Source organism: Cupriavidus sp. 207A1 (assembly GCF_057798955.1).
The window spans coordinates 320,715-332,430 of sequence record NZ_JBYOJO010000004.1 but is presented as its reverse complement, the minus strand read 5'-3'; the positions used below and the strand labels follow the sequence as shown (position 1 = coordinate 332,430).

Sequence of the window (11,716 nt, the reverse complement as noted above, 5' to 3'; positions counted from 1 at the left end):
TTTGGCCGCCGGGGGGGCGTTTAACTTTTTGTGCGCCTAACGCTGTGGGGCCCGCCGGGGTTCCGGGGCGCGCCACTTGCATTGGCGGGCAAGGCAATAGGCTAGCCTTGCGCCTGCTGCGCTTCGGCTGCAATGTCGCGGATGGCCTGCTCGAAGGCCTCCACCGGCTGGCCGCCGGTCACCAGGTAGCGGTCGTTGAAGATGATCGACGGCACCGACTGGATGCCCATGCGCTGGTATTCCTCGATTTCCGCGCGCACCGCGTCGGCATAGTCGCCGCCCGCCAGCACCTTGCGTGCCGCGGCGGCATCCAGGCCGACGGACTGGGCCGCGTCGACCAGCACGTCATGGTTGCTGGGGTCCTTGCCGTCCGCATGGTAGGCGCGCAGCAGCGCCTGCTTCAGCGGCAGCTGCTTGCCTTCCAGTCCGGCCCAGTGCAGCAGGCGGTGGGCGTCGAAGGTGTTGTAGACATGGGTGCGCGGGCCAAAGGCAAAGCCCACGGCGGCGCCGCGGTCGCGGATCATCGCCTGCGTTTCGGCGATCTGCGCCGGAGTGCGGCCGTACTTGCGGCCGAGATAGTCGACGATGGCTTCGCCCTCGGGGCGCATGCCGGGGTTCAGCTCGAACGGATGCACGACGATCTCGGCGTCGACCGCATCGCCAACGCGCTGCAGCGCCAGTTGCAGCGAAGACAGGCCGATGGCACACCAGGGGCAGGCGATGTCGGAGACGAAGTCGATCTTGAGGGGTTGTGGCATGGCTGCTCCTGGGCATGGCCGGGGCGAGGCCATGGCCCCGGCCCGAATTGGAAATTGCCGACAGGGTAGCGTGACTGGCGAATCCTTGCAGGCGGACGCTTCAGCCGGTGGCCGCGCGCCCGCCCGCCGCGCCATGGCGGGGCTCAGTCCCAGCGGCGTCCGTGGCCGCGGCCGTGGTCGTCGTGGTCGCCATGGCGGTGCCCCCACTCGCGCCCGCGCCATTCGCGGCGGTGGTCGTGGTAGCCGTCGCGGTACCCATCGCGGTAATGGCCGCGGTAGTAGGCGCGACGATAGCCGCGGTCATTGTCGTAGCGCACCGGCACCGGCGCCACCACCACGGGCCGCGGCGCAACCACGACCGGGCGCGGTGCGTAGGCCACGGGAGCGGGCGCATACACTGGCGCCGGCGCATAGACCGGAGCCGGATGGTAGACCGGCGCCGGCTGCGCCACCACCACGCCAGGCACGCCGATGCCGATATCGATATTCACGCCGGCGTAAGCACCAGCGCTGGCCACCAGCATTGCACCACCTGCTACCGCCATTGCGATGATTCGTTTCATGGCTGCCTCCCAAGGGGCGTTGGACATGGGCTCACTGTAGGGGCGCGGGCTGTAATATGGGGCGCGCGAAGTGTTGCAAGTGTGACGTGGTGTAACCCCGCGCCTGCGGGGCGCGCGGGCCTTGCCTGTATCATCCCAACCCGTTGTCCAGGCATTTTCCTTCCAAGCTGCTCATGCGCCGTACCGCCGCCACCCTGCTGGCACTGACCGCTTTCACCGCCATTCCCACCGCCGCCATGGCCGCCGCCGATCTCCAGGCCGGCAAGGCGCTGTTTGCCACGCGCTGCGCCTCGTGCCACCACGTCGGGCGCAATGCGCGCGCGGGCTTTGGTCCGCAACTGAACGGAATCTTTGGCCGCACCGCGGGCAGCACGACGGATTTCCAGTATTCGGACGCAATGCGCGCGTCGAAGGTGGTGTGGTCGCATGACACCCTGCGCGCCTTCGTCCGCTCGCCCGGCAAGGTGGTGCCGGGCACGAAGATGCGGTTCTGGGGTTTGGGCGACGATCAGCAGATCACCGATCTGCTGGCCTACCTCGAGACCTTCAAGTAAGCCGGCGCGGCCCTGCCCGCGCAGGCTCACTCCGCAAAATGGGGCCCCGGCCCTTCGCCCGCCAGCGCGTCCTGCGGATTGCGTAATGGACACGCCTTCAGCGACAGGCATCCACAGCCGATGCACCCATCCAGCTGGTCGCGCAATTGCGTGAGCGTGCGAATCCGTTCATCGAGGTCATCGCGCCAGCTGGCGGAGAGCTTGCGCCAGTCCGCCGCCGTGGGTGCGCGGCCGTCGGGCAGCTTTTGCATGGCGTCGGAAATTACCGCCAGCGGCAGCCCCATGCGCTGGGCCACGCGGATCACCGCCAGGCGCCGCAGCACGGCGCGCGCATAGCGGCGCTGGTTGCCGCCGCTGCGGGTGCTGGCGATCAGGCCGCGCGCTTCATAGAAGTGCAGGGCGGACACCGCAATGCCGGTGCGCGCCGAGACTTCACCAACGGAGAGCAGTTCTTCAGAGGGCGCGGGGCGGCGCCGGCGCGGGGAGGGGGGCGGTTGCCTGGAGGCCATGGCAAAGGGAAGTCACCGGAGGAACGCAGGAATGCCCATGCTACCACCATGGCCGCGCTTGACCTTAACCTAACTTGAGGTTTGATACTGGCGGCTCCTCTGTCCGAGACGCCTTCCACAAGCCGATGACAATGACGATGTTTCCCTTCTCGCCTTCATCCCTGCGCTCGCCCGCCATGCCCGCGTTGCCCGCCTTGCCGGTCACGCCGGCGGTGCCCTTCGCGCGCCCCAATGACTCGCTGAGCCTGCTCAATCCCGACGGCCTGTATGACCCGCGGCCCAACGGCTATTCGCACGTGGCCCTGGTCGAAGGCCCCGCACGCATCATCTATGTGTCGGGGCAGGGCGGCGAGGATGCGGCGGGCTGCCTGCCGCTCGATTTTCCGCGCCAGGTGGCGCGCGCCATGCACAACCTGCGCATTGCGCTGCAGGCGGCCGGTGCCGACGTCGGCGACGTGGCCAAGCTTACGGTGCTGGTGGTGGATCATTCGCACGACCGCCTGCGCACCTTCGGCGCGGCGCTGCGCGAGATGTGGGGCGACCGGCCGACGCCGGCCTGCACGCTGATCCCGGTGCCGCGGCTGGCGCTGGACAACATGCTGTTCGAGATCGAAGCAACGGCGGTGTTGCCGGCCTGAGCCGCGGCAGCCCCGGGATGTAGTCCGGACTCAGCGCGCTGCGGCGCTGAAGGTCTTGTTGACGATCTTCCAGACGCCGTCGATCTCGAGCAGCGTCATGTAGTCGGTAAAGGTCACGCCCGGGTATTCCAGCACCACCTTGGCCACGCCGGCGTTGCCGACCACGTCGAACTGCGTGATGAAGCGCTTGCGCTGGGCTTCGTCCGCGGCCGGATGCCCGGGGCAGCGCGCCGTGGCGAATTCCTCGACCGTCAGCGCATGCAGCTTGCCGTCACGGAACGAGACGATGCGTGCGTCGGCGGTGAAGGCCTTGTACATGAACTCGGCCTTGCCGGTGATATGGCCCTGCAGGTAGTCCTCGATCGGCGCGAGCGCGGCCACGTGGCGGGACGTCAGGCCGGTTTCCGAAAACGTCATGATCTCCTCCAAAACTGGGGCGGCAGGGCCTGGCCATGCCGCAACGTTGAAAGCGATGATTGTATTCCAGTTTTGTATGCAAAACAGAGATAAGGAAGACGCTTACACCGATGTGGCGATGTGTTCACGCAGCCAGCGGTGCGCCGGATCGCGATGCACGCGCTCGGGCCACAGCATCGACATCTCGTAGCCCGGCACTTCGACCGGCGGTGCCACCGCGCGCAATGCCGGAGCGCCGCGCACCAGCCGCTCGGGCAGCATCGCCACCAGGTCGGTGCCGGCCAGCGCCGCCGTGACGAACAGGAAGTGCGGTACCGACAGCACCACGCGGCGCTGCATCCCGGCCCGGGCCAGCGCGTCGTCGGTGACGCCATGGAAGCCGCCGCCGTCCGGCGACACGATCACGTGCTCGAGCGCGCAGAACTGCGCCAGCGTGGGCCGCCGCTTCAGGCGCGGATGGCCGGCGCGGCCCACCAGTACATAACGCTCTGTAAACAGCGCGCGCCGGTGCAGCGCCGGTGGCGAGCCTTCGGTGGTGTGGAAGGCCAGGTCGAGTTCGGCACGCTCGGCCTGCCGGGCGATGCGTGTCGGCACCATCTCCACCACGGCCAGCCGCGCGCCGGGCGCGGCCTTGCGCAGCTCTTGCAGCGCCGGCAGCACGATGGTCGATTCGCCATAGTCGGTCGCTGCCACGCGCCAGGTGTGGGTCGACGTGGCGGGATCGAACGGGGTGTCGGCAGAAACAGCCTGCGCCAGTGCGGCCAGCGCTTCGCGCAACGGCTCGCGCAGCGCCTCCGCCCTGGCGGTGGGGCGCATGCCGCGTGGCCCCGGCAACAGCAGCGGATCGCCGAAGTGGTCGCGCAGCCGGGCCAGGTGGACGCTGACCGAAGGCTGCGAAAGATGCAGCCGCTCGGCCGCGCGGGTCACGTTGTGCTCGGACAACAGCACGTCGAGGGTCAGCAGCAGGTTCAGGTCGAGCCGCCTGAGGCTGGCCGCGGAATTAGTCATGACAATACCTGGAATATCGGATATTCATTTCTAATATACCGGACCACGGCCTATGCTGGCTTCACCAAAACTTGTGAAGCCACCGACATGAAGGTACTGCTGGTCTATGCCCACCCCGAACCGCGCTCGCTCAACGGCGCCATCCGGGACTTTGCGGTGCAGCGCTTGCGCGACGCCGGCCACGAAGTCCAGGTCTCGGACCTGTACGCGATGCAATGGAAGCCGCAGCTCGACGCCTCGGATTCGAAGGTTCCCAAGCCCGACGCGCCGTTCCACCCGTCGCTGGATTCGAAGCATGCCTTCGACAACGGGCTGCAGAGCGATGACATCGCGCGCGAGCAGGACAAGCTGCGCTGGGCCGACGCCGTGATCCTGCAGTTCCCGCTGTGGTGGTTCTCGATGCCGGCCATCCTGAAGGGCTGGGTCGAGCGCGTCTATGCCTATGGCTTTGCCTACGGCGTCGGCGAGCACTCGGACCAGCGCTGGGGCGACCGCTATGGCGAGGGCACGCTCGCCGGCAAGCGCGCGATGCTGATCGTCACCGCCGGCGGCTGGGAATCGCACTACAGCGCACGCGGCATCAACGGCCCGATCGACGACATCCTGTTCCCGATCCACCACGGCATCCTGCACTACCCCGGGTTCGACGTGCTGCCGCCTTACGTGGTTTATCGGACCGGCAAGGTCGATGCGGCGCGCTTTGCACGGATTCGCGAGGAACTGGGCGAGCGGCTGGATGCGCTGGGAACGACCGCGCCGATTCCGTTCCGGCGGCAGAACGGCGGGGACTACCTGATCCCGCAGCTCACGCTGCGCCAAGAGGTGGCGCCGCAAGCCATGGGGTTCGCGGCGCATGTCGATGGCGGGCGCGCCGAGCGCGCGTGAGGCAACTCATTCGGCCCGGATATCCGCCCGCGCCGCCACCGCCCGCATCTCCGGCAATTCCTTCTCCACCCGCGCCTTCACCGCCGCCCCATTGCCATAAGCCGGCGTCAACGCCAGCTCGACCATGCGCGCTTTCGTGGCGGGAGAATTGGCGACGTCGGCCAGTGCCTTTTCCAGCTTCTGCTGCACCGGCGCGGGCAGGCCCGCGGGCGCCATCAGTGCGAACCAGGTGCCCATCTGGAAGCCCGGATAACCGCTTTCGGCGACCGTCGGCACCTGCGGCAGCGCCGGCAGGCGTTGCGGCGACAGCACCGCCACCGGCCGGATCTTGCCGCCCTTGATCAGTGGCAGGGTCGCCACCACGGTATCGACGGCCACCGGCACCTGGCCGCCGGCCAGCGCGGTCAGGCTTGGCGCGCTGCCGTTGAACGGCACGTGGACCATGCGGATGCCGGTGGCGGCCTTGAGCATCTCCGCGCCGAAATGCACCGACGAGCCGGCGCCGAACGAGCCGTAGGAGAACTTGTCCGGGTTGGCCTTGGCCTGTGTCACCAGGTCCTTGAGCGAGGCGATCTGCGTGTCGGGGTTGGCCACCAGCACCAGGCTCATGTCGGCGATCAGGCCCAGCGGGGTGAAGCTCTTGATCGGGTCGTAGCCCAGGTTCTGGCGGATCGCCGGATTCAGCGTCAGCGTGGTGCTGGCCGCCAGCAGCAGCGTGTAGCCGTCGGGCGCGGCCTTGGCCACCTGGGTGGCGCCGATCACGGTGCTGGCGCCGGGCTTGTTCTCGACCACCACCGGCTGGCCGAGTCTTTCGCCGAGGCCGACCGCCAGCAGGCGGCCGAGCACGTCGGTAGCGCCGCCTGCAGCGAACGGCACCACCAGCCGCAGCGGGCGCTCCGGCCACGTTTGCGCGTGGGCGGCGGGCGCGGCGGACAGCGTCGCCAGGGCGGTGGCGCAGGCGAGAAACAGCTTCGGGGGCAATGCAGTCATCGTGGCACTCCAGCGGCAGTTATGGGAATGGGAGGCAAGCGGAATCGATGGGCAGCGGGGCTCAGCCCAGCCAGGGGCTGCGCACGCGCGAGAAGCCGCCGGCCTGGTCGTAGGCATGGCCCAGTTGCAGCACCGCGGCGTCGGCCTGCGCCGGGCCGATGATCTGGATACCGGCGGGCAGCCCCTGCGGGCCGAAGCCGGCGGGCGCGGCCAGCGCCGGCAGCCCGGCCATGGTGGCCGGCACCACCGCCTGCATCCAGCGGTGGTAGGTGTCCATGTCGCGGCCGTCGATGGCGTGCGGCCAGTCCCAGCTGGCGTCGAACGGGAACACCTGCGCGGCCGGCAGCACCAGGTAATCGAAGCGCTCGAACAGCGCGCGCAGCGCCTGGTACCACGCGCTGCGTTCGGCCATGGCCTCGTACAGGCGCGTGCCGGGCAGCGCCAGCCCGCGTTCGATTTCCCAGACCGCCTCGGGCTTTAGCTGTGCGCGCTTGGCGGGGTCGCGGTACAGGGCCGCGTTGGCGCCAGCTACCGAGAAGCTGCGCAAATCGATCCATGCGCGCCACAGGCGTTCCAGGTCGAAGTCGGGCAGCGCCGCGTCGACGACGCAACCGAGCGCACGCAGGTGGGAGAGGGCCTGCACGCAGGTGTCGAGCAGGCCCGCTTCGGTGGGCAGGTGCCCGCCCAGGTCGCCGAGCCAGCCGATGCGCACGCCGGTCCAGTCGCGCTCGGGCGGCAGCGCGAAGCTGCCGGGCGCCTCGGTGCGGCGCGTCAGCGGCAGGCGCGCATCGAAGCCGGCCTGCACCGACAGCAGCAAGGCCAGGTCCGGCACGTTGCGGGCCATTGGTCCGGCCACGCTGAACTGCTGGAAGAACACTTCGTCGCCCGGGCCGTGCGGCACGCAGCCGACCGAGGTGCGCAGCCCATAGACATGGTTGAACGCCGCGGGCGTGCGCAGCGACCCCATCATGTCCGAGCCGTCGGCGACCGGCAGCATGCGCAGCGCCACCGCCACCGCGGCGCCGCCACTGCTGCCGCCGGCGGAGCGGGTGGGGTCGAAGGCATTGCGGGTGGTGCCGTAGACCGGGTTGTAGGTGTGGCCGCCGAGGCCGAATTCCGGTGAGTTGGTGCGCCCGACAAAGATCGCGCCACCGGCACGCATGCGCTCGAAGATCACGGCATCGGCGTCGCTGACCTGGCCGGCGAAAATCGGCGAGCCCTTGGTGGTGACCATGCCAGCGGCCGGGCTGATGTCCTTGGGCGCCTGCGGGAACCCGTGCAGCGGGCCGCGGCTGGTGCCGCGCGCCAGATCGTCGTCCAGCGCGCGAGCCTGCCGGCGCAGCGTGTCGCGGTCCACCATGGCGACGATGGCGTTGACGCGGGGGTTGTGGCGGTCGATCTGGCCGAGGAAGGCATCGAGCACTTCCATGCAGGAGACGTCGCGCGCATGGATGGCGCGCGACAGCGCGACGGCATCGAGGTCGGTGATCGGGTCGGCAGCGGTAGCGGGGGTTTGGGCAGGCGCCATGGCGCGGGGTCTCCGGTGATGTGTGGGGAAAGCATACGAGCGACCCGTGCTTTCCCGCAATCGACGAATTTTTCAAATATCCTTGCGTAAAACGCAAACCGGCCGGAGCCCGCCCCATGTTGTCGCATCGCCTGCAGGACACCTCGCTGCGCTATTTCCTGGAAGTGGTCCGCAGCGGCTCGCTGACCGAGGCCGCGCAACGGCTCAACGTGACCGTGTCGGCGGTGAGCCGGCAGGTCGCCGCGCTCGAGGCCCTGCTCGGCGTGCCGCTGTTCGATCGCCGCCCGCGCGGCATGGTGGCCAGCGCCGCCGGCGAACTGCTGGCGGCCTACGCACTGCGCGGCGCGCTGGAAGCCGACCGCGTGGTGTCGGAGATCGCCGCGCTGCAGGGCCTGCGCCGCGGCCGGGTGCGGCTGGCCAGTTCCGCCGGGTTTGCGATCGAGTTCCTGCCGCGCATCATCGCCGAGTTCCGCCAGCGCTATCCGGGCCTGCAGTTCCACGTGCGCGTGGCGCCTCCCGCCGATGTCACGGGCATCGTGCTGCACGGCGACGCGGATATCGGCATCACGTACAGCCGCGCCGCCGAGCAGGGCATCCGCATCGCGCACCGGCAGGCCGCGCCGGTGATCGCCATCATGCGTCCCGATCATCCGCTGGCGCGCTTTCGCAGCGTCACGCTGGCGCAGATGCAGCCGTACCCGCTGGCGCTGCCCGAAGGCGACAACACCGTGCGCCAGCTGTTCGACCTGGCTTGCGGCGAGCGCGGCATGGTGTTCGAGCCGGTGCTGGTGACCAACCACTTCGAGACCCTGACCAGCTTCGTGCTGCACGGCGGCGGCCTGTCGATCTCGGGCAGCGTGACCGTGGGCGACCGCTTGCGCCGCGGCGAGCTGCATGCGGCGTCGATCCGCGAACGCGGCATGCGCAGCCGGGCGATCGAACTGCAGACGCTGGCGGGCCGCACGCTGCCCGAGGGCGTGCGCGCCTTCCTGGGCTTTATCCGCGACAAGCTGGTGGCCGAGGCCACGGGCTAGCCCGCGCGCTTGCGCCGCGCCGCCGGGCCCAGCACCACCCACGCCGGCGCATGGTCGCTGGGGTGGTCTTCGCCGCGCACCCAGCGGTCGACGCCGGCGTCGCGCAGCCGCGGCGCCAGTTCGGCGCTCAGCAGCAGGTGGTCGATGCGCAGGCCGGAGTTGGTCTGCCAGTGCCGGCGGAAGTAATCCCAGAAGGTGTAGATCGGCGCGTCGGGATGGTGCTGGCGCAGCGCATCGGTCCAGCCCTGCGCCAGCAGGCGCGCGTAGGCCTCGCGGCTTTCCGGCTGCAGCAGGGCATCCTTGCGCCAGGAGCGCGGGTTGTAGATGTCCTGGTCGGTCGGCACCACGTTGTAGTCACCGGCCAGCACCACCGGGTGGCCGCTGTCGAAGAGTTCCTGCGCATGCGCGATCAGCCGTTCGAACCAGGCGAGCTTGTAGTCGAACTTCGGCCCCGGCTGCGGGTTGCCGTTCGGCAGGTAAAGGCAGCCGATCAGCATGCCTGCGACCGCCGCCTCCAGGTAGCGGCTGTGGCTGTCGTCGGGGTCGCCGGGCAGGCCGCGGCGCACTTCGACCGGCTCCGCGCCGCGCGCCAGGATGGCGACGCCGTTCCAGGACTTCTGGCCGTGCCAGATCGCGCCATAGCCGGCGTCGCGGATCTCGCGCGCCGGAAAGCTCTCGTCGGCGGTCTTCAGTTCCTGCAGGCAGACGATGTCCGGCGCTTCGCGCGCGAGCCAGTCGCACAGCGCCCCCACCCGGCTGCGGATGCCGTTGATGTTGAAGGTGGCGATCTTCAGCGTGGACGCGGGCATGCGGGATGGGCGATGAGGGGATGCAAAAAAAAGCCGGCGGAAGGCTCCGCCGGCTGCTCGCCTTATGCGCGCCAGGTGCTGCCGCTCGGACTGGTGGTGCTGCCGCCGGTGGTGGTGCTGCCGGTGGTGCCGGCCGCACTACCGGCGCTGCTCGTGCTGGCCGCGCTGGCTGCGCTGGTCGCGCTCCTGGCGCCGCCGGACGACTCGCCCGGGCGGTCGCTGTCGCGGCGCACGCGGATATCGTTGTTGACTTCCTTGACGCCGTAGGTGCCGTCGGCCATGTCCTCGATGTAGTACTTCTGGCCGCGGTCACGCACGCTGCCGGTCAGCGACACCACGCCGTCGTTGACGTCGACGCTGACATCGCTCACGTCGACGCCGCGCGCGTAGCTGAGCCGCTCGCAGATCTGGTCGCGGATGCGTTCGTCGCTGCGCTGGTAGCCGCGCGGGCCGGAGCGGCGTTCGCGCTCGTCGGGCGTGCCGAACAAGTCGCCCACCACTTCACCGATGCGGCGGCCCAGGTTGTAGAGCATGCCGTGCTCGCGGTCGTCGTCGCGATCTTCGTCGGTCTCCCAGCCGCGCCGCTGTGCGTACTGGCGATAGCCCGGACTGTGGCTTTGCACCGTGTAGCGGTGTTCTTCCTCTTCGTCGTCGTCCGGGTCGGTCCAGTAGCGGCGGTCGCTGCGCAGATCGCTGAAGTAGCGCTCGCGGCCCTCGTCGCGTGACGATCCGCGGCCCTCATAGCGTTCGCGCGCCTGATAACGCTCGCGCGGCTCGCGGGCGCGTTCGGCGCTTTGGCGCCATTGCTGTTCCGCGTATTCGTCGTCGCGTTCCCAGGCCTGCGGGTCGCGCCATTCGCCGGCACGTTCCCAGCCGTAGCCGCCGTTCAGGCCGTAGCGCAGGTCGCTGCCGTAGCGCCCCTCGCGGGGATAGTCGGGGTAGCGGCTGGCGCCGTACTGCTCATTGAATTCCCGGGCCGGGCGGGCGGGGCCGCCGTAGCTGGTCTGGCCCGGAGTCATTTGCTGGCGTCGGCGCTGCGCTTGCCAGCGGTCGCGTTCCGATTCCGGCTGCCAGTCATCGTCGTCCCATGCCTGGCGGCGCTCGCGCTGGTCGCGCGCTTCACGCTCATCGTAGTAGTAGCCCATGCTGATTTCCTGACAAGTAAAACGCCATGTGCAGAAACCGGCGCAAAATCGCACCGGCACCGCGGGCGGATATCAGCTTAGGGGCAAGATTCGTACCGTGCGGCCGAATGGCCTCGGAGCCCCGGCAGACGGGAAGCGGGCAGACGGACCTCCGTGCAACGGTTTCAGAGCGTGTAAGGGATGCAGCCTTGGCGGCGGCATGTGGCGTGGCGCGCACGCAGCGGGGCAGGCACAGGGGGCATGGAGCGCGGCGGCCGGTTCATGCCGGCCGCCGGCGCGCGTCCCGCGCGGGGCTGCTTACTTCTTGCTGGTCTTGGTCGATTTCGACTTGGCGCCGGTGGCGGCCTTCGACGGGGCCGCCGTGCTGGCGGCTGCCGTACTTGCCGGCGCCGCTTCGATCTTCGACTTGGCGAAGGCGAAATAGCATTCCTTGTTGCTGCTGTTGTACGACTCGGAATCGCTGGTCGCCAGCACGCCGGTCACGTTGATCTTGTCCCCGGTCTGAAGGTTGCTGATCTTCTTCTGGTTGACCAGCATCGCATCGCGCATCAGCGCCTTGCCGGTGCACTGCGGATTGACCGAATCCTTGAAGTAGACCGCGATGGTGTCGTTGGTGATGCTCAGGCCGTCGACCTTGGTGATGCGCGAGACCGTGCCCGACACCAGGATCGCCTGCGCGTCCCACTTCTTCTTCGCCGTGATTTCGTTCTTCTTCCAGTCGGCCCAGATGTCGCCCAGCGAAGCCGGCTTGGGGTCGGCCAGCATGCGGAAGTCGCCGCTGAGCACGTCGCCGGTGCCGTCGAGCACGCCGTTGATGGAGGACATTGCGCCATCCATTGACTCACAACCGGCCAGCAACCCGGCCAGGACCAGCCCTG

At 69.1% G+C, this 11,716-nt stretch carries 14 protein-coding genes; 4 read left to right on the top strand and 10 right to left on the bottom strand.

Annotated elements, in window-relative coordinates; translation table 11 throughout:
• Window positions 1-101: 101 nt before the first annotated feature.
• Window positions 102-758: a DsbA family oxidoreductase gene (locus AC3FMM_RS09615; RefSeq protein WP_116313922.1), complete on the bottom strand. Its 657-nt coding sequence runs from the start codon at window positions 756-758 to the stop codon at window positions 102-104.
• 143 nt (window positions 759-901) lie between these two features.
• A complete protein-coding gene (locus AC3FMM_RS09610; protein WP_172581858.1) occupies window positions 902-1,321 on the bottom strand; it encodes a hypothetical protein in 420 nt (139 codons plus the stop codon).
• 173 nt (window positions 1,322-1,494) lie between these two features.
• On the opposite strand from AC3FMM_RS09610, the gene AC3FMM_RS09605 reads away from it, so the two are divergent.
• A complete protein-coding gene (locus AC3FMM_RS09605) occupies window positions 1,495-1,875 on the top strand; it encodes a c-type cytochrome (RefSeq protein WP_115681889.1) in 381 nt (126 codons plus the stop codon).
• Window positions 1,876-1,901: 26 nt separating this feature from the next.
• Here AC3FMM_RS09605 and soxR read toward each other — a convergent pair whose 3' ends face one another.
• The gene (gene soxR, locus AC3FMM_RS09600; protein WP_326346380.1) at window positions 1,902-2,384 is read right to left on the bottom strand and encodes a redox-sensitive transcriptional activator SoxR; all 483 of its coding nucleotides are present in this window, start codon (window positions 2,382-2,384) and stop codon (window positions 1,902-1,904) included.
• 131 nt (window positions 2,385-2,515) lie between these two features.
• On the opposite strand from soxR, the gene AC3FMM_RS09595 reads away from it, so the two are divergent.
• Window positions 2,516-3,022 (top strand): RidA family protein, encoded by a 507-nt coding sequence (locus AC3FMM_RS09595; RefSeq protein ID WP_240991375.1) that lies wholly within the window; start codon window positions 2,516-2,518, stop codon window positions 3,020-3,022.
• A 30-nt stretch (window positions 3,023-3,052) separates the two neighbouring features.
• Here the strand turns inward: AC3FMM_RS09595 and AC3FMM_RS09590 are convergent, their stop codons facing one another.
• Window positions 3,053-3,439, bottom strand: a complete 387-nt coding sequence (locus AC3FMM_RS09590; protein WP_115702201.1) for a nuclear transport factor 2 family protein — start codon at window positions 3,437-3,439, stop codon at window positions 3,053-3,055.
• Between the two features lie 102 nt (window positions 3,440-3,541).
• On the bottom strand, window positions 3,542-4,447 hold the full coding sequence (locus AC3FMM_RS09585) for a LysR family transcriptional regulator (RefSeq protein WP_115714009.1): 906 nt from the start codon (window positions 4,445-4,447) through the stop codon (window positions 3,542-3,544).
• An 87-nt stretch (window positions 4,448-4,534) separates the two neighbouring features.
• Between AC3FMM_RS09585 and AC3FMM_RS09580 the strand changes: the two genes are divergently transcribed.
• On the top strand, window positions 4,535-5,332 hold the full coding sequence (locus AC3FMM_RS09580) for an NAD(P)H-dependent oxidoreductase (protein WP_115714008.1): 798 nt from the start codon (window positions 4,535-4,537) through the stop codon (window positions 5,330-5,332).
• A 6-nt stretch (window positions 5,333-5,338) separates the two neighbouring features.
• Here the strand turns inward: AC3FMM_RS09580 and AC3FMM_RS09575 are convergent, their stop codons facing one another.
• On the bottom strand, window positions 5,339-6,322 hold the full coding sequence (locus AC3FMM_RS09575; protein WP_115714007.1) for a Bug family tripartite tricarboxylate transporter substrate binding protein: 984 nt from the start codon (window positions 6,320-6,322) through the stop codon (window positions 5,339-5,341).
• Window positions 6,323-6,383: 61 nt separating this feature from the next.
• Complete coding sequence (locus AC3FMM_RS09570) at window positions 6,384-7,850, bottom strand: amidase (RefSeq protein WP_116313924.1); 1,467 nt, start codon at window positions 7,848-7,850, stop codon at window positions 6,384-6,386.
• Between the two features lie 116 nt (window positions 7,851-7,966).
• Here AC3FMM_RS09570 and AC3FMM_RS09565 point away from each other — a divergent pair, with 116 nt between their 5' ends.
• Entirely contained in the window at window positions 7,967-8,884 is a 918-nt protein-coding gene (locus AC3FMM_RS09565) for a LysR family transcriptional regulator (RefSeq protein ID WP_116313925.1), read from the top strand.
• Here the strand turns inward: AC3FMM_RS09565 and xth are convergent.
• The 3 genes from xth to AC3FMM_RS09550 all read right to left on the bottom strand — a co-directional run bounded on the left by xth (window position 8,881) and on the right by AC3FMM_RS09550 (window position 11,663).
• Entirely contained in the window at window positions 8,881-9,693 is an 813-nt protein-coding gene (gene xth / locus AC3FMM_RS09560; protein ID WP_115714002.1) for an exodeoxyribonuclease III, read from the bottom strand. The genes AC3FMM_RS09565 and xth overlap by 4 nt on opposite strands.
• Window positions 9,694-9,755: 62 nt before the next feature.
• Entirely contained in the window at window positions 9,756-10,838 is a 1,083-nt protein-coding gene (locus AC3FMM_RS09555) for a BON domain-containing protein (RefSeq protein ID WP_116313927.1), read from the bottom strand.
• A gap of 297 nt (window positions 10,839-11,135) precedes the next feature.
• On the bottom strand, window positions 11,136-11,663 hold the full coding sequence (locus AC3FMM_RS09550; protein ID WP_240987773.1) for an OB-fold putative lipoprotein: 528 nt from the start codon (window positions 11,661-11,663) through the stop codon (window positions 11,136-11,138).
• Window positions 11,664-11,716 lie beyond the last annotated feature (53 nt).